The following is a 15,688-nucleotide window of genomic DNA, read 5'->3' on the forward strand; positions in this document are numbered from 1 at the left end:
GCTGTCTAGCTCCCCAACGGCGCGCCCACGACGAAGGTTCAACACGAAACCGGCCCACCCGAATCAGTGCCCGCCGCCGCTCCGCACACGGCGCCGCTGTGCTGCTCAACCGCGGTGACCAGGTTGGTCGAAGCGGCGCCGCTTGAACGGAGTACGCGGGCTGCCGCGAGCAGGCCCGCGTGGCCACCGAGCGCCTCTTCGACCGCATCACCGGCGACGACTCCCCACCGTCGACGACAGTCCCACCCACCCACCCGCCTCCTACACCGAGGCCACCCCCCAACCCCCAACCCCGCGCCCGCGCCCGCGCCCGCGCCCGCCGATCTTGCACTTTCTGTCGCCGCTTTGCGCGGATCCGACCGTTTCGTCGGGACAGAAAGTGCAAGATCGCGGAGGTCTAGGGGGTGGCGGCCACGGCGATCATGGACTTGCGGTGCCTCGCGTATGCCGCAAAGCACCACGGAACGCCCACCACGAGTCCATGATCGACCCGGGCGGGGCGGCGGGGCGGCGGGGCGGCGGGGCGGCGGGGCGGCGGGGCGGGCGGGGCGGGCGGGGCGGGCGGGGTGGGCGGGGCGGGCGGGGTGGGCGGGGTGGGCGGGGCGGGCGGGGCGGGCGGGGTGGGCGGGGTGGGCGGGGGGCGGGGTGGGCGGGGGGCGGGGTGGGTCAGGTTGCTGTGGTTAGGAGGGCTTTTACTTCTGCTTGGGATGGGGGGTTGGCGCCTCGGCGGGCGCAGGTCAGGGCCGCCACGGTCGCCGCTTGGCGCAGTACCGCCGTCCACTGCTGCTCGGTCACTGCGGCGAGCCGTTCGGCCGGCCGGTCGCCGAGCGCGTCGATGTCGGCCAGTGCGGCGAGCAGGCCACCGGTGAACGAGTCGCCCGCGCCGACGGTGTCCACCACCGTGGTACGTACGGCCGGCTGCTCGTGCAGAACCCCGTTCGGGGCGAGCAGCCAAACGCCCTCACCACCGCGGGTCACCACCGCGCAGGACACTCCGGCCTCGCGCCACTCGGCCATCACGTCGGCGATCGACCGGTCCGGGTAGAGCCAGGCCAGGTCCTCGTCGCTGGCCTTGACCAGGTGCGCGAGGGGCACCTGTCGGCGTACCCGCTCCTGCTCGGCGGCCCGGTCGGTGACGATGCTCGGGCGCAGGTTGAGGTCGATCGAGAGGGTGAGCCCGCCGCGGTCGCGTTCGCGGGCGAGTAGCCCTTCCAGCGCCTGCGCGCCGGGGGCGAGCGCGAGGGCGAGCGACCCGGTGTGCAGGGCCGTCGCCGAGGAGCCGGCGAGGTCGGGCAGTTCCTGCGGCGTCCACTGCCAGTCCGCCGCGCCGTCGAGCCGGAACTCGTAGCTGGCCTGGCCGGTGGCGTCCAGGGTGGCGACCGCCACCGAGGTGGGCTCGGACGCGCGGACGGCCCAGCGCAGGTCCACCTGGTTGGCCGCCAGGTAGTCGGCGATCTGCCGGCCGTACTCGTCGGAGCCGAGGCGGGCCAGCAGCCATACCGGCTGGTCGAGCCGGGCCAGGGTGACCGCCACGTTCGCCGGCGACCCGCCCGGGACCGCCCGTTGCCCGTCGGCGGTCACCACCAGGTCGATGAGGGCCTCTCCGGCTACCACGATCATGCGGTCACCGTGCCCGGGGCGAGCGGGCCGGGGCCGCCGAGGCTGTCGGCCGAGCGGGACAGCAGCACCGCCTGGTACGCGTGGTAAACGTCGGGTCGACCGTGCCAGACCGTGTCGGCGGGCAGGTTCCGCGCGTCCAGCTCGTGCCGCCAGCCGGTGCCGTCGATCAGGTAGCGGCGCGCGTACGCCCAGAAGACCCGGTACCAATCGGCGTAGACGGCGTCCCCGGTCCGGCGGCCCAGGGTGACCGCCGCGCCGATGGCCTCGGCCAGTACCCAGTGCATCCGGGAGCGGACCACGGGCCGGTCGTCCCAGTCGATCGTGTAGACGAAGCCGTCCGCGCCGTCGACCGCCCAGCCACGTCGCAGGGCGGCGGCGAAGAGGGTACGGGCGTCGGCGAGCAGCCAGCCCGGCGGCTGCGGCAGGACGGCTTCCAGTTCGAGCAGCAGACGGGCCCATTCCAGCCAGTGGCCCATCGTCGAGCCGTACGGCCGGAACGGGTCGGCGGGCTGGTCCCGGTTGTAGTCGAGCAGCGGCGTCCAGTCGGCCGTGAAGTGCTCGGGCAGCCGCCAGTCGTGCCGGGCGGCCTCGGTGTGCACCAGGTGGGTGGCGATCCGCAGCGCCCGGTCGGTCCAGCTCGTGTCCCCGGTGGCGGCGGCAGCGGCGAGGAACGCCTCGACCATGTGCATGCTGCTGTTCGCGCCCCGGTAGTCCTCGGTGACCGTCCAGTCCCGGTTCCACGACTCGCGGACCGCGCCCGCCTCGTCGTCCCAGAACCGGTCCAGGACCACGCTGAGCGCGTCGGCGAGCAGCCGGTCCGCGCCGGGGCGCCCAGCCCGGGCGGCGCTCGACGCGGCGAGCAGCACGAACGCGTGGTCGTACCCGGCCTTGCGCTCGTCGATCGGCGTGCCCTGCTGGTCCACCGCGTTGAACCAGCCGCCGTACCGGTCGTCGCGCAGCAGCGTGTCGAGCGCGGCGACGCCGTGGTCGACGATGGCGGCGGCAGTCGGGTCGCCGTTGCGGTGGGCGAGCGCGGCCACGTGGGTCATCCGGCAGGTGATCCAGGTGTAGACGGCTTCGCCCCGGTCCGGGGTGCGGTCGTCGGTCAGCCACCAGAAGCCACCCTCGGGTCGGACCGAGCGGCGGGCCGTGTCGAGCAGCGTGCGGGTCTGGTCGGCGAGGAAACCGTCCAGGTCGGGCAGGTCGGGCACCCCCGCCGGGGCAGGGGTCGGTTCGGCGTCGAAGCGGGGCGCGTCGGTCATGTCAGCTGGTCACCGTCGAGTAGGAAGGGGGCCACACGGCCAGGATCGGCGGACGGACCGGGTCCGCGCCGGAAAACCCGCCAACGGTACGCCGCCGACGACGCGGACGTCGGGAGAATCGGAAGTACGATTCTCCACCCATTTGTCCGTTGACATCGTTGTCACTCCTCCAGCGTGCTCTGATGACCGACGTACTGTCAATTCCCGTTCTCGGGCGTACGGGCGACGGCTGCGGCGACGGTCGCCAGGTCGTCGCCGGTGAAGCCGGCACGGCTCAGCACCGCCAGGGACTTGTTTGCGGCCAGCGCGCACAACGCCAGGTCGGCCGCCTCCTGGTCACCGGCCCCCGCCGCCAGCAACGCCTGCTCCAGCATCGCCCGCAAACCGGCGATCATGGCCTGGACCATCGCCTGGCCCTCCGCGTCGAGGGCCTGGAGCTGCGCGGCCGACATGGTCAGCAGGCAGCCGTCCGGAACCGCCGGGTCGGCGATGCGGTCCAGGGTGACCCGCAGGTAGGCAGCCACCACGGCGCCCGGGTTCGCCTGAGAGTGGGACAGCGCCTGTTGGTACAACGGGTGGTAGGTCTCCGCGTACCGCAGGAGGCTCTTGCGAAAGAGGGCGCTCTTGTCGCCGAAGGTGCCGTAGAGCGAGCCCCTGCCCAGGCCGGTGCCCTCGGTGAGGCGCTCGATCGAGGCTTCCGAATAGCCCCAGCGCCAGAAGACGTGCATCGCGCGTCGCAGCGCCTCGTCGACGTCGAACTGCTTACGGCCCGCCATGGTTCATCAGTCTACACATCTTGTACTGATCGTTCAAAGATGCGTATGCTCCCCGCCATGACACAGCTGAAATCGCTGCAACTGCCCGACGGGTTCCTCGACGTCTTCACGAGCCGCATGGTGCAGGTGGACGGAGTACGGCTGCACGCCGTCACCGGCGGGCACGGCCCGGCACTGCTGCTGGTCGGCGGGTGGCCACAGACCTGGTACGCCTGGCGGGAGGTGATGCCCGCGCTCGCCCGTGAGCACACCGTCGTCGCCGTCGACCCGCGCGGGGCCGGGCTCTCCGACAAGCCGGACGACGGTTACGACGCTGGCACACTGGCCGGCGATCTGGCCGCGCTGATGTCCGCGCTCGGGCACGACCGGTTCGACGTGGTCGGACACGACATCGGCACGTGGACCGCGTACGCCCTCGCGGCCGATCATCCCGATCAGGTGGGTCGTCTCGCCGTCGCCGAAGCCGTGATCCCCGGGCTCAGCCCGTCCCCGCCGTTCTTCGGTCCGGCCGCGGCCAACGAGAAGCTCTGGCAGTTCGGCTTCAACCGACTCACCGACCTCAACGAGGAACTGGTCCGAGGGCGGGAGCGACTCTTCTTCGGCTGGCAGTTCGCCACCAAGGCCGCCACCCCGACCACGATCCCCGCGTACGCCATCGACGTCTACGTCGACGCGATCGTCACGGACCCGCGCGGGCTGCGGGCGAGCTTCGCGTACTACCGGGCATTGGACGAGACGATCGCGCAGAATCAGCAACGCAGCACGTCCCGACTGAAGCTGCCGGTGCTCGCCGTCGGCGGCGCGCTGTGGAGCGGCCCGATTGCCGCGCACACGATGCGGCTCGCGGCCGACGACGTCACCGGCGTCGTCCTCGACGACTGCGGCCACTACCCCGCCGAGGAGCAGCCGGCTCATTTCACCGGCGTCCTGGAGGACTTCCTCGCGGCCGACTAGCTGCGACGCCGTTCGGTGTCGAACGCCCGGCCTCCTAGTAGTGGTCGTCGATCGGCCGACGCGCCTCCTCGAACAGCGCCGGCCCCTCGTAGCGCACCGGAGGCAGCGGCGGGGTGGCCGGCTTGACCTCCTCGAACTGCTCGCTGGAGAGCGCGTACACCACCCGGCCGAGGCCGGAGCGGTCGATCGCCGTCGCGCACATGGGGCAGGGCTGGCAACTCGTGAACATGGTGGTGCCGGCGGCCACCTCGGCAGACAGCTCCCGGGCGGCCCAGCGGGCCAACTTCAACTCCGGGTGGGCGGTGATGTCCGAATCGGAGACCACGGTGTTGTGGTCCTCGACGAGGACGACACCGTCCGCGTCGACCAGCAACGAGCCGAACGGCCGTTCGCCGGACGCCCCGGCCTGGCTGGCGATCTCCACGGCGCGGCGGAGGAACTTCTCGTCGTCGGGTGTCACACGGCCTCCCGGGTCACGTCCTGCTGCGGAACGGGGCGAGTGTGGCGCGGATCTGGTCGCCCGCGCCCCAATCGTCGTCGAACTGGGCCAGCACCGCGAGGTGCTGTCGCAATTGGATGATCGGCATCCGGGCCTGCCAATCGTCATCGAGCGACGTCAGCTCGGCGTAGACGTCGAAGAACCGCCGCGCCTCGGGCGGTGGCGACGTCGTCCAGACGTGGGCGAGGTCGACCTCGGCCCACAGGTAGGACACCGCCGGGTCGATCAGCGCCGGCTCCCCGTCCGGCGTGGCCAGGATGTTCTGCGCCCACAGGTCTCCGTGCGTGAGGCACGCGGGCCGTTCCGGCAGCAACTCGGGCAGCCGCGAGCAGAGCCGTTCCAGCGCCGCCCGGTCCTGCCGGTCGAGCGCGGCGTCGACACGGGGCTCGCCGAGCCACCGGAGCAGCCGGTGCTGCGCGAAGAACGCGAACCCGTCGTCGTTCCAGGTGTTGACCTGTCGGCGACGCCCCAGCCAGTTGTCCCGGTGCCAACCGAAGCGCGGATGGGTCGTGCTCAGGTGCAGGTGGGCCAACTGTTGTGCGAACCGCTCCCAGAACGCCTCGCTGCTCGGCCTCGGCCGCAGCAGCGACAGCACCAGCACGTCCCGGTCCGCGAGGATGACCTCGGGCGTCGGTACGCCGCCCAGGTCGCGCAGCGCGGCCAACCCGTCGGCCTCGGCGGGGAAGACGTCGTCGGCCGGCGGCTCGGCGAACGCCTTGACGAACACCGACGGCGCGTCCCGGCGGGTGGCGATGCCCGCGAGCGCCGCGAGCCCGCCTGCCGCCGGCTCGACGGCGACGACATCGCGCATCCCGGCGCGCAGCAGGCTTTCCCGCAAGAACGGCCCCGGTCGCATCACGACAGGCTCCCGGATGCTCGAACTGGTGTCCACCCTTTCTGCCGCGCTCCGGGCAGGATGGCGGGATGGAACTACCCGAGGGGCTTGCTTGGGTACGAGCGTCAGCGGTGGGCCGGGCCTGGCTGACCGCGCTGCCGACGCTGGTGGCGGAGTGCGCCGAGCGGTGGTCGCTGCGGCTCGGTCCGCCGTTCCGGTACGCGTACGCCTCGGTGGCACTCCCCGCCGATCTGCCCGACGGTACGGCGGCGGTGCTCAAGGTCCAGTTCCCGGACGAGGACAGCCGGTACGAGGCCCACGCGCTCGGCCACTGGGCCGGCGAGGGCGCGATCCGGCTGCTCGCCCACGACCCCGAACGGCGCGCGCTGCTGGTGGAGCGCTGCCGACCCGGTACGCCCCTGCACGAACTATCGATGGACCGGGCGCTGGACGCGGCGGTCGACCTGCTGCCCCGGCTCTGGCGACCGGCCGGCGCGCCGTTCACCCCGCTCGCCGAGGAGGCCGCCGGCTGGCTCGAACGGATACCGCGCAGTTGGGAACGGGCCGGTCGGCCGTACGAGCGGCGGCTCCTCGACGCGGCGCGCGCCCTGCTGGTCGACCTGTCGGCGAGCCAGGGCGAGCAGGTGCTCGTCAACCAGGACCTGCACGCCGGCAACGTGCTCGCCGCCGAACGCGCCCCCTGGCTGGCGATCGATCCCAAGCCGCTGATCGGCGAGCGGGAGTTCTCGGTGGTGCCACTCGTACGCGGTCCGGAGCTGGGTCACTCGCCGGCGGCCGTCCGGCACCGGCTCGACCGGCTCAGCACCGACCTCGGGCTGGACGTCGACCGGGTCCGGGGCTGGACGATCGGTCACTGCCTGGCCTGGAGCATCGCCGACCAGGTCGTCTTCGCGCACCAGGTCGAGGTGGTCCGCTGGCTGCTCGGCAGCGACTGACGCCCGGGTGTGCGGCCTTCGTTGATCGTGCTCGATCCAGGATGTAGTGGCTTCGCGGCCGCCGGAGGCCACTACATCCTGGTTTAGCGCGACCATGCACGCGAGGCCGCGATCAAGCTGGTCCTGGCGCGGGCGAGCGCGGGCCGGCGGGCGGCACCGCGCGGGAGGGTCAGCCCGTCTGGCAGGTACGGCACCAGTAGAGGTTACGGCCGACCAGTTCGCCGCGACTGACCTCGGTGCCGCAGATGTGGCAGGGCGCGCCGGCGCGGCGGTAGACGTACACCTCGCCGCCGTGGCGGTCGACGCGCGCCGGCCGACCCATCGCCTCGGGCAGGTGGGCCTCGCGGACGGTGTCGATCCGCCCGTGTTCCAGGGCGAGCCGCATCAACGCGACCAGGTCGGCCCAGAGGGCGTCCCAGCCGGCTCGGGTCAGCGCACGACCGGGCATCGTGGGCGGCAGCCCGGCCCGGAACAGCGCCTCGGTCACGAAGATCAACCCCGTGCCGGCCACCACCGACTGGTCGAGCAGCAGGGCCGCGAGGGGCGTCGGGCTGCGGGAGATCCGGGCGTACGCCCGCTCGGGGTCGGCGTCGGCGCGCAGGGGGTCGGGGCCGAGGCGGGCTCGCAGGGCGTCGACCTCGGGTGGGGTGAGCAGTTCGCAGGCGGTCGGACCGCGCAGGTCCAGCCAGTGCCGGTCGCTGGCCAACCGCAGTCGCACCTGGCCGACGGGCTCGGGGGGCGTCCCTGATCCGTCGGTGAACTTGCCGTACAGCCCGAGGTGCACGTGCAGGGTCACTTCGTCGGCGAAGTGGTGTAGCAGGTGCTTGCCGTACGCCTCGGTGCCGTCCAGGACGGTGCCGGAGAGCCGCGCGGCACCGTCGGCGAAGCGGCCCTGCGGGCTGGCGGCGTGCAGCTTGTCACCGGCGAACAGCTCGGCGTGCCGGGCCGCCAGGCGGTGGATCGTGTGTCCCTCTGGCACGGGTGCCAAGGATAGCCAGCCGTGCCGGGAGCGGCCTGGTCAGGCTTGGCGCTGCTCCTTGAGGCCGCTGACGAACGTCGCCCAGGTGGCCGGGGTGAAGGTGAGCGCCGGGCCGGTCGGGTCCTTGCTGTCGCGTACGCCCACCAGGCCGGGGAGGTTGTCGGCCACCTCGACGCAGTCACCACCGCTCCCGCCGCTGCGGGTGCTCTTGCGCCAGCGGGCCCGGGCAAGGTCAGTCATGATGCTCCTCGATGATCGAAGTGATCGTTTTCTCTGATTCTGCCTCAGTGGACGCGAGCGTCTCCAGGTCCGACCAGACCTGTTCGAAGGCGGCCACCTCGGCCGGCTTGTCGAGGTAGAGCGCGCCGGTGATGTTCTCCAGGTAGATGGTGGTGGGCTCGGTCGACGCCCGCCCGAGGGGCTGCGGGAAGCCCAGCAGCACGAAGGTGCCGGTCTCGCTGGCCAGGGGTGGGCCGGCGGCGAACGGCAGCACCCGCAGGCTCACGTTCGGCAGCGTGGCCACGGCGAGGAGGTGGCGCAACTGCCCCGCCATCGCCCGCCGGTCGGGGATCGTGCGGCGTAGCACCGCTTCGCTGAGGACGACCCGCAGGACGGGCGCGGCGGGCAGCCGGCGCACGAGGATGCTCTGTCGCTGCAATCTCAGCTCCACCAGCTTCTCCCGATCCTGTGCGCTCATGGTCGGGTTCTTGCGGCGGAACAACTCGCTGGCGTACTCGCGGGTTTGCAGGAGGCCCGGAATCAGCTCCGAGTCGTATCGGCGGATCAGACTGGCGGACGATTCCAGGCCGACGTAGAGCGAGAACCACGACGGGACGACATCGCCGTAGGAATGCCACCAACCCTTGGCACGCGTCTCCTTGGCGAGCGCGGCCACAATTTCCTTCATCTCTTCCGGAACCTGGTAGAGAGCGCACATAGCGCGGGCATCCACGACCCGCACCGGAACCAACCCCTTCTCAACGCGCCACACCTTCTGCCGCGAGCAGTCCAGCGCCTGGGCAGCGGCGTCCAACGTCACCGCAGCGTCCTCGCGGAGCTGGGTGAGCAGCCGCCCGAGCTGCCGCCGAGGGACCGTGGACCCAACTGTTGCATCCGTCATGCAACATCACCTCGCCCTTCCTGCAACATTAATTGTTGCGCCTCGCACGCATTTGTTGCGCATTCCGCGTGCGTCGATACGAGTCGAGGCTATGGGGGGCGGGTGGCGTTGCACAAGGGGGCCAGCATGGAACACCCTGTCCCTTATTCGAGTCACCAACAAATGGGGCGGCATTGGTCAAGGAGCAGCGCGTGTCGTACAACGAATATCTGTTGGTCACCGCGCTGACCCTCGCCCGCCGGCATCGGCCCGTCTGGAGTTGGGCGCGCTGGCGCAGGGTGTGCCGCTGCGGCGCGGAGCTGCCCTGCCGGGCCCGCCACCGCATCCCGATCAGCCGTGGGCACTGGCCGACGTGACCGAGCTGAAACCCGGCGACCTACTGCTGATCGGCTCGGCCTGCTCGGTGCAGTTCTCCGGCGACCGAGCGCTGCGCCTCCGCCTGGTGAGCGTGGACGCGCGACCGACGTACGAGGGGTGGGTCTGGCTGACCGGCTACGTCCTGAGCGACAACGGCCTGGCCGTCGACAAGCGGGAGGTGTACGTACGACGCGCCGGGCTGCGGGTGCTGCGCGACACCGCCCGGCGGATCCGCACCTGATCGACGGGCCGTACCCGGAATCGGTGTCAGGAAACGCCGAGGTGGGTATTTCGGGGTCGTAGCGCGTGGGTGCCACCCCCGAACGTCGGCCACCACGCATTCAACAGGAGGTGTGTAGTGGTCAGGATTCCTTCGCTGTCCCGGCGGTCCGAGCAGACGCCGACGCGGGACGAGAACATTGACGGTCCCGATACCCCGGTCACCGAGACGGGCCAGACCGACGAAGGCCGACCGGTTGTGACCGACCGGGACGCCGACCAGACGACGTACCGCAGCACTACGGCGACCGGCGACGCCACGGCGACCGCCGGACGGACCGGGCGCACCGGCGAGGCCGAGCGACGGGCCGCGGAGCGCGCGGCCGTGGCCCGCGCCGCCACCGCCCGGCCGGTGGAGACCGACACCGCCCGCACGACGGAGGGCGAGAGCCGGCCGCTCGCCGCCAAGACGGGCACCGCCGCCGCCCCGACCATCGAGCGCGACAAGGACCTCGACGGTACGACCCGACGGCCGGAGCACGACACGGACCTCGACCGGACGACGACCCGGCGGCCCGATGTGACCGACCGTCCGGTCGACACGACCCCCGCTCGCGACGCCGAGCCGGAACCGGTGACGCGCGGCCCGAAGCCGCGGGCCAGCCTGCTCGCCACCCTCGGCCTGATCGTCTCCGTCGTCGGCGCGATGTTCGTGCTGAGCGGCACCCTGGCCGGGTACGGCATCGGGCTCGGCGCGTTCGGCGCGGTGCTGTCGGTGCTCGGCCTGATGGCGACCCGCCGCCGGCACGTCGCCGGCAAGACCGACGCGCTGTTCGGTATCCTCATCGGGCTGGCGGCCGTGGTGGTCGGCGTACTCGCGATGACCGGTCAGTTCGCCTGGCCGACCACGGACGGCGACTGGGTGCAGCGCCTCCGTGAGTGGCTCGACTCACAGTTTGTGGATCGTTTCTAGCGGGCACTGTTCCGCTCGCCGGTGGTGCACCGGCGAAGAGCCGGCGGTTCGCCGGCAGCCCGACGGTGGTTCACCAGCAGGGCAACACCGTTTCAGGGGCGGCGATTCGCCGCCCCTGAAGTGTGTCCGGGGCCAGTCCAGACCAGTTGATCAAGAGGTTCGCGTCATCAGACCGGCTTCTGGTGACGCAAACCTCTTGATCACCGTTGAGCCCTGGTCGGCGACCCCGGAGAGGCCGGCCGGCCGGTCTGCGCAACGAATCGTTGGTGGGGGTTCGTTAGACGCAACGGATCTATGCTCTGCGCAACTCTTGGTGGTGGATCCTTTCGCTGACGCCACATAACGTTGAGCAACGGCGCCAGCCCGTGGGCCACGGTGGCCGGGCGCGCCCGACCCCTGGGAGCAGGACAATGACGATGGACGCCACCAGCCAGCGCCTCTTGATGTGCCGGCCGACGTACTTCGCCGTCGACTACGCCATCAACCCCTGGATGGACCCGAGCGCGCCGGTCGACCCCGCGCTGGCCGTCCGGCAGTGGGAGCAGCTTCGCCAGACGTACCTTGACCTGGGCCACACCGTCGAGGAGATCACTCCGGTGCCCGGCCTGCCCGACATGGTCTTCGCCGCCAACGGCGGCACCGTGATCGACGGCAAGGCCATGGCCGTGCAGTTCCGCGACCCGCAGCGCGCCGACGAGGCGCCGGCCTACCGGGCCTGGTTCGAGGCCGCCGGGTTCGAGATGCACGACCCGAAGCACGTCAACGAGGGTGAGGGCGACGTCCTGCTGGCCGGCGACCACCTGCTGGCCGGCACCGGCTTCCGGACCGCCCACGCCGCGCACGCTCAGTTGCAGGAGGTCTTCGGCTACCCGGTGATCACCCTGCAGCTCGTCGACCCGCGCTTCTACCACCTGGACACCGCGCTGACCGTCCTCGACGAGCGGACCGTGGCGTACCTGCCGGAGGCCTTCTCCCCCGGCAGCCAGGCCGTGCTGCGCCGGCTCTTCCCCGACGCCGTGCACGCCACCATGGCCGACGCCGAGGTGCTGGGCCTGAACGCGGTCAGCGACGGCCGGCACGTCGTGCTGCCCGCGCAGGCCACCGACCTGGCCGCCAAGCTGCGCGACCGGGGTTACGAGACCATCGGTGTCGACCTGTCCGAGCTGCGTAAGGCCGGCGGCGGACCGAAGTGCTGCACGCTGCGACTCCGTCAGGGAAAGGCAAGCAAGTGATCGTGGATGACAAGCTGCGTACGCCGGGAGCGGTCCGGGACGCCGAGCGCTGGACGGCGCACAACTACCACCCGCTGCCGGTGGTGATCTCGTCGGCCGAGGGCGCGTGGCTCACCGACGTCGACGGCAAGCGCTACCTGGACTGCCTGGCCGGCTACTCGGCGCTGAACTTCGGCCACCGGCACCCGCAGCTCATCGCCGCCGCGCACGCCCAACTCGACCGGCTGACGCTGACCAGCCGCGCGTTCATCCACGACCAGTTCGCCGACTTCTGCCGGGAGCTGGCCGAGCTGTGCGGCAAGGACCTCGTGCTCCCGATGAACACCGGCGCCGAGGCCGTGGAGACCGGGATCAAGGTGGCCCGCAAGTGGGGCTACCAGGTCAAGGGCGTACCGGCCGGTCAGGCGAACATCGTGGTGGCCGAGGGCAACTTCCACGGCCGGACGACCACCATCGTCAGCTTCTCCACCGACGAGGACGCCCGCGCCGACTTCGGGCCGTACACCCCGGGCTTCACGGTCGTGCCGTACGGCGACCTGGACGCCCTCGCCGCCGCGATCGACGAGAACACCGTCGCCGTGCTGCTGGAGCCCATTCAGGGCGAGCAGGGCGTCGTGGTGCCGCCGGAGGGTTACCTGCCGGGCGTACGCCAGGTCTGCACCGAACGGAACGTGCTGTTCATCGCCGACGAGATCCAATCGGGTCTGGGGCGTACCGGCCGGACCTTCGCCTGCGACCACGAGGGCGTCGTGCCCGACATGTACCTGCTGGGCAAGGCGCTCGGCGGCGGCATCGTGCCGGTCTCCGCGGTGGCCGCGAACACCGACGTGCTGGGCGTGCTCAAGCCCGGCCAGCACGGCTCCACCTTCGGCGGCAACCCCCTGGCCTGCTCGGTGGCCACCGAGGTCGTACGGCTACTGGCGACGGGCGAGTTCCAGCGCCGCTCGGCCGAGCTGGGTGAGCGGCTGCGGGCCGGCCTGGAAGGGCTGGTCGGCAAGGGCCTCGTCGGCGTACGAGTCCGGGGCCTGTGGGCCGGTCTGGACATCGACCCGGCGCTGATGAGCGGACGCGAGGCGTGCGAGCGCCTGATGGAGCGCGGCATCCTCGCCAAGGACACCCACGGCTCCACGATCCGGCTGGCCCCGCCCCTGGTGATCACCGAAGAGGAGATCGACCAGGCCATCGCGACGCTAGCCGAGGTGCTGGCCGCGTAACCCCTGCGTTGATCATGAAGTTATTGCCCGCCGCCTCGGCGTGTCGTGGCAATAACTTCATGATCAACCGGATGGGGGTCAGGGACGGGGTAGGCGCATCGCCATTGTGGGGGCCTCGGCCATCACCGAGGTGGGGGTGAACGGGGCGCCGGTCGGCAGTTCCTCGGCGCGGCCGATCTGCACGCCGGGGTACAGCTCGATCATGTCGTTCTCGCCCAGCACCCGGGACTGCTGCGGCGCGAGCGGAATCCGGTCCGACTCGGACATCGAGCCGGCCGGTCGGATGCCCGAGCCGTTGGTGCTGATGTCGGTCACGATGACCTCGCCGACCCGCAGCTCGAAGTGGACGTGACCACGGCTGATCCACCGCCGGGCCTCGTCGTTGAGCCACTGCCCGAGCATGATCCCGCCCTCCTGCTCCGGTGCCCGGCCGGCCACCACCGGCTGCTCCTCACTGAGCACGAACCGCCGCCGGACCAGGCCGCCGACGCGTACCGCGAGCACCTCCGTACGCGGACGCGGGCCCACGTCATTGAGCCGCGCGCCGTGCCGGGGGCAGGTCGGTACGCCGTTGCGCAGCGACGGCGGCGGCTGCGCGGCCGGACTGCGGTCCGCGCCGCCGGCGAGGTCGGCGAACGCCCCACCCCCACCACCGCCGCCGAACAGCGCGCACCCCGACTCCGGGCACCGCCACTCACGGGCCAGCAGCTTCGCCCCGGTGGGCGAGCGCTTGCCGGGGACCGGGGCGTGCCCGCCACCGACGTGCGCGATGAACACCGGACCACCCGCGCCCGGCACCGGGGCGACCACCCGACCCGGCTGCTCGACCAGCCACGGGAACCGCCCACGCAGCCCGTCGAAACGGACCCGGGTGAGTACCGGCACGCCGAGCAGGTCGGCCACCTCCAGCATCCGGTCCCCGGGATTGTCGAGCACCTCGACCAGCCCGTCGTCCGCCCAGCGGCGGACCACCATCCGCTCGTTGGACGTCAGGTCGGCGTCGGAGAGAAGCGCGCGGTGCACCACCGCGTACACCTGAACGCTGTCCTCCTCCAGTTCGCGGGAGAGCGCGTCGATGACCATGCCGAGCCGCAGCAGGCTCGCCGGCCGACCGCCGTCGATGTCCTGGTAACGGATGATCTCGGCCAGGTCGAGCACCGCCCGGACCAGCGACGGGTCGGTGCAGACCCGCCCCTCGATGGCGTCCAGCACCTTGCTGATCTCAAATCTCATGCCGCGCTCCGGACGATGTCGTCAATCCGCCTGGCCAGCTCGATGTCCCGGTGGGTTACCCCGCCGGCCGAGTGCGTGACACAGCGGAAGGTCAGGGTCCGCCATCGGATGTCGATGTCGGGATGGTGGTCGATCTCCTCGGCCACCGCCGCCACCCGGTCCACCACCGCGATGGCGTCCGGGAAACTGCCGAGCTGGGCGGTACGGCCGATGCCGGTCGGGTCGCCCGACCAGTCGGTCAACCCGCCCAGCTCTCTCCGCACCGCGTCCGCGGTGAGCAGGTCTGCCATGAGCAGACCCTACCGGTGGCGCACCCTCTGGGTCGGACGCGCCACCGGTGGACGGCACAGCGGGACGCGTCAGCGGCGCAACGGCCGGCCCACCTCGTGCAGGTGAGCAAGCGCCTGCCGGTACGACTCGACCAGACCCGTCTCCGCGTACGAGATGCCCTGCTCGGCGCAGTAGGCGCGAACGATTGGCTGCGCCCGGCGCAGGTTGGCCCGGGGCATGTTCGGAAACAGGTGGTGCTCGATCTGGTAGTTGAGCCCGCCCAGCGCGGTGTCGACAAGCCAGTTGCCCCGCACGTTGCGCGAGGTCAACACCTGCTTACGCAGGAAGTCCAACTCGTCCTCGGCGGTCGGCATCGGCATGCCCTTGTGGTTCGGCGCGAACGCGCAGCCCATGTAGAGGCCCCACAGCGCCTGGTGCACGGCGGCGAAGAGCAGCGCCTTGACCGGCGACATGACCGCCAGCAGCAGCGCCGCGTAGCCGACGGTGTGCGCCGCGAGCAGCGCCGCCTCGACCGCGCGGTGCCGCATCGGGGTGGCGTACCGGCCGTCGGGCCCCCGGCCGACGATCGCCCGGATGCTCGCCGCGTGCAGGTTCAAACCCTCCAGGAGCAACATCGGAAAGAACAGGTACGCCTGCCGTCGCGCCAGCCACCGACCGAACCCCCGGGTGCCCAGTGCCTGCTCGTACGTCCACACCAGGGCGCCCGCGCCGACGTCCGGATCCTCGTCCTCGTGGTTCGGGTTGGCGTGGTGCCGGTTGTGCTTGTCGACCCACCAGCCGTAGCTGAGCCCCACCGCCGCGTTGCCGGCGACCAACCCGACCAGCTCGCTGGGAAGGCGACGACGGAACATCTGACGGTGTCCCGCGTCGTGGCCCAGGAACGCGACCTGGGTGGTGGCCACCGCCAGCACGACGGCGAGCGCCACCTGCCACCACGAGTCGCCGACGAGGACCACGGCGACCCAGCCGGCCACGAACGCGCCCAGGGTGAGCACGATCCGGGCGACGTACGAGGCGGGCCGCCGCTCCAGCAGACCGGCTTGACTGACCCGTCGGGACAACTGCGCGTAGTCACTACCCCGCCGTCGTGCGGGCCGTTCCGCCACCGCTCCGAGCGCCATCGCTGCTCCCCGCTTCATGTGGATCGGACCGGACGGTCCGGGCTTAC

The 15,688-nt window shown here is 71.6% G+C and carries 18 protein-coding genes; 7 read left to right on the forward strand and 11 right to left on the reverse strand.

Going from position 1 to position 15,688, the window contains the following annotated elements; translation table 11 throughout:
- Positions 1 to 666: 666 nt before the first annotated feature.
- The 3 genes from ACLQ25_RS02485 to ACLQ25_RS02495 form a co-directional block, all read right to left on the reverse strand.
- Complete coding sequence (locus ACLQ25_RS02485; protein ID WP_425728646.1) at positions 667 to 1,620, reverse strand: carbohydrate kinase family protein; 954 nt, start codon at positions 1,618 to 1,620, stop codon at positions 667 to 669.
- Positions 1,617 to 2,882 carry an AGE family epimerase/isomerase gene (locus ACLQ25_RS02490; RefSeq protein ID WP_425728648.1) on the reverse strand — a complete coding sequence of 422 codons (1,266 nt, stop codon included), beginning with the start codon at positions 2,880 to 2,882 and terminating at the stop codon, positions 1,617 to 1,619. Before ACLQ25_RS02490 ends, ACLQ25_RS02485 begins: the two co-directional genes overlap by 4 nt.
- A gap of 197 nt (positions 2,883 to 3,079) precedes the next feature.
- On the reverse strand, positions 3,080 to 3,658 hold the full coding sequence (locus tag ACLQ25_RS02495; protein ID WP_425728649.1) for a TetR/AcrR family transcriptional regulator: 579 nt from the start codon (positions 3,656 to 3,658) through the stop codon (positions 3,080 to 3,082).
- 57 nt (positions 3,659 to 3,715) lie between these two features.
- Between ACLQ25_RS02495 and ACLQ25_RS02500 the strand changes: the two genes are divergently transcribed.
- A complete protein-coding gene (locus ACLQ25_RS02500; RefSeq protein WP_425728650.1) occupies positions 3,716 to 4,612 on the forward strand; it encodes an alpha/beta fold hydrolase in 897 nt (298 codons plus the stop codon).
- 34 nt (positions 4,613 to 4,646) lie between these two features.
- On the opposite strand, the gene ACLQ25_RS02505 is transcribed toward ACLQ25_RS02500, so the two are convergent.
- Together ACLQ25_RS02505 and ACLQ25_RS02510 are read right to left on the reverse strand one after the other, a co-directional pair.
- Complete coding sequence (locus tag ACLQ25_RS02505) at positions 4,647 to 5,072, reverse strand: nucleoside deaminase (protein ID WP_396804355.1); 426 nt, start codon at positions 5,070 to 5,072, stop codon at positions 4,647 to 4,649.
- A 13-nt stretch (positions 5,073 to 5,085) separates the two neighbouring features.
- The gene (locus tag ACLQ25_RS02510; RefSeq protein ID WP_425728652.1) at positions 5,086 to 5,967 is read right to left on the reverse strand and encodes a fructosamine kinase family protein; all 882 of its coding nucleotides are present in this window, start codon (positions 5,965 to 5,967) and stop codon (positions 5,086 to 5,088) included.
- A gap of 68 nt (positions 5,968 to 6,035) precedes the next feature.
- Between ACLQ25_RS02510 and ACLQ25_RS02515 the strand changes: the two genes are divergently transcribed.
- Complete coding sequence (locus tag ACLQ25_RS02515; RefSeq protein ID WP_425728654.1) at positions 6,036 to 6,902, forward strand: aminoglycoside phosphotransferase family protein; 867 nt, start codon at positions 6,036 to 6,038, stop codon at positions 6,900 to 6,902.
- A gap of 169 nt (positions 6,903 to 7,071) precedes the next feature.
- On the opposite strand, the gene ACLQ25_RS02520 is transcribed toward ACLQ25_RS02515, so the two are convergent.
- Genes ACLQ25_RS02520 through ACLQ25_RS02530 form a run of 3 tightly spaced genes read right to left on the reverse strand, consistent with a single transcriptional unit; the run spans position 7,072 to position 9,001 of the window.
- Positions 7,072 to 7,881 (reverse strand): Fpg/Nei family DNA glycosylase, encoded by an 810-nt coding sequence (locus ACLQ25_RS02520; protein ID WP_425728656.1) that lies wholly within the window; start codon positions 7,879 to 7,881, stop codon positions 7,072 to 7,074.
- Between the two features lie 39 nt (positions 7,882 to 7,920).
- Positions 7,921 to 8,121: a DUF397 domain-containing protein gene (locus ACLQ25_RS02525; protein ID WP_425728658.1), complete on the reverse strand. Its 201-nt coding sequence runs from the start codon at positions 8,119 to 8,121 to the stop codon at positions 7,921 to 7,923.
- Positions 8,114 to 9,001 (reverse strand): helix-turn-helix domain-containing protein, encoded by an 888-nt coding sequence (locus tag ACLQ25_RS02530; protein WP_425728660.1) that lies wholly within the window; start codon positions 8,999 to 9,001, stop codon positions 8,114 to 8,116. The genes ACLQ25_RS02525 and ACLQ25_RS02530 overlap by 8 nt, the downstream gene beginning before the upstream one ends.
- Positions 9,002 to 9,192: 191 nt before the next feature.
- On the opposite strand from ACLQ25_RS02530, the gene ACLQ25_RS02535 reads away from it, so the two are divergent.
- The 5 genes from ACLQ25_RS02535 to rocD all read left to right on the forward strand — a co-directional run bounded on the left by ACLQ25_RS02535 (position 9,193) and on the right by rocD (position 12,996).
- Complete coding sequence (locus tag ACLQ25_RS02535; protein WP_425728662.1) at positions 9,193 to 9,357, forward strand: hypothetical protein; 165 nt, start codon at positions 9,193 to 9,195, stop codon at positions 9,355 to 9,357.
- Positions 9,354 to 9,599 carry a hypothetical protein gene (locus ACLQ25_RS02540; RefSeq protein ID WP_425728664.1) on the forward strand — a complete coding sequence of 82 codons (246 nt, stop codon included), beginning with the start codon at positions 9,354 to 9,356 and terminating at the stop codon, positions 9,597 to 9,599. The genes ACLQ25_RS02535 and ACLQ25_RS02540 overlap by 4 nt, the downstream gene beginning before the upstream one ends.
- A 117-nt stretch (positions 9,600 to 9,716) precedes the next feature.
- A complete protein-coding gene (locus ACLQ25_RS02545; protein ID WP_425728666.1) occupies positions 9,717 to 10,550 on the forward strand; it encodes a thrombospondin in 834 nt (277 codons plus the stop codon).
- 416 nt (positions 10,551 to 10,966) lie between these two features.
- Positions 10,967 to 11,782 (forward strand): dimethylargininase, encoded by an 816-nt coding sequence (gene ddaH, locus ACLQ25_RS02550; RefSeq protein ID WP_425728949.1) that lies wholly within the window; start codon positions 10,967 to 10,969, stop codon positions 11,780 to 11,782.
- Entirely contained in the window at positions 11,782 to 12,996 is a 1,215-nt protein-coding gene (gene rocD, locus ACLQ25_RS02555; protein WP_425728951.1) for an ornithine--oxo-acid transaminase, read from the forward strand. The genes ddaH and rocD overlap by 1 nt, the downstream gene beginning before the upstream one ends.
- A 78-nt stretch (positions 12,997 to 13,074) precedes the next feature.
- Here the strand turns inward: rocD and ACLQ25_RS02560 are convergent, their stop codons facing one another.
- From ACLQ25_RS02560 to ACLQ25_RS02570, 3 genes are all read right to left on the reverse strand, one after another.
- A complete protein-coding gene (locus ACLQ25_RS02560) occupies positions 13,075 to 14,229 on the reverse strand; it encodes an FHA domain-containing protein (RefSeq protein ID WP_425728668.1) in 1,155 nt (384 codons plus the stop codon).
- Positions 14,226 to 14,519 (reverse strand): 4a-hydroxytetrahydrobiopterin dehydratase, encoded by a 294-nt coding sequence (locus tag ACLQ25_RS02565; RefSeq protein ID WP_425728670.1) that lies wholly within the window; start codon positions 14,517 to 14,519, stop codon positions 14,226 to 14,228. Before ACLQ25_RS02565 ends, ACLQ25_RS02560 begins: the two co-directional genes overlap by 4 nt.
- A gap of 69 nt (positions 14,520 to 14,588) precedes the next feature.
- The gene (locus ACLQ25_RS02570) at positions 14,589 to 15,641 is read right to left on the reverse strand and encodes a fatty acid desaturase family protein (protein ID WP_425728672.1); all 1,053 of its coding nucleotides are present in this window, start codon (positions 15,639 to 15,641) and stop codon (positions 14,589 to 14,591) included.
- Positions 15,642 to 15,688: the final 47 nt, after the last annotated feature.

Source organism: Micromonospora sp. DT44 (genome assembly GCF_049841635.1).
Classification (GTDB): Bacteria; Actinomycetota; Actinomycetes; order Mycobacteriales; family Micromonosporaceae; genus Micromonospora.

Coding starts and splice junctions, on each gene's coding strand:
- ACLQ25_RS02495 (WP_425728649.1), bottom strand. CDS start 3,658: ATGGCGGGCCGTAAGCAGTTCGACGTCGACGAGGCGCTGCGACGCGCG.
- ACLQ25_RS02525 (WP_425728658.1), bottom strand. CDS start 8,121: ATGACTGACCTTGCCCGGGCCCGCTGGCGCAAGAGCACCCGCAGCGGC.
- ACLQ25_RS02510 (WP_425728652.1), bottom strand. CDS start 5,967: ATGCGACCGGGGCCGTTCTTGCGGGAAAGCCTGCTGCGCGCCGGGATG.
- ACLQ25_RS02515 (WP_425728654.1), top strand. CDS start 6,036: ATGGAACTACCCGAGGGGCTTGCTTGGGTACGAGCGTCAGCGGTGGGC.
- ACLQ25_RS02485 (WP_425728646.1), bottom strand. CDS start 1,620: ATGATCGTGGTAGCCGGAGAGGCCCTCATCGACCTGGTGGTGACCGCC.
- ACLQ25_RS02500 (WP_425728650.1), top strand. CDS start 3,716: ATGACACAGCTGAAATCGCTGCAACTGCCCGACGGGTTCCTCGACGTC.
- ACLQ25_RS02490 (WP_425728648.1), bottom strand. CDS start 2,882: ATGACCGACGCGCCCCGCTTCGACGCCGAACCGACCCCTGCCCCGGCG.
- ddaH (WP_425728949.1), top strand. CDS start 10,967: ATGGACGCCACCAGCCAGCGCCTCTTGATGTGCCGGCCGACGTACTTC.
- ACLQ25_RS02560 (WP_425728668.1), bottom strand. CDS start 14,229: ATGAGATTTGAGATCAGCAAGGTGCTGGACGCCATCGAGGGGCGGGTC.
- ACLQ25_RS02570 (WP_425728672.1), bottom strand. CDS start 15,641: ATGGCGCTCGGAGCGGTGGCGGAACGGCCCGCACGACGGCGGGGTAGT.
- ACLQ25_RS02565 (WP_425728670.1), bottom strand. CDS start 14,519: ATGGCAGACCTGCTCACCGCGGACGCGGTGCGGAGAGAGCTGGGCGGG.
- ACLQ25_RS02530 (WP_425728660.1), bottom strand. CDS start 9,001: ATGACGGATGCAACAGTTGGGTCCACGGTCCCTCGGCGGCAGCTCGGG.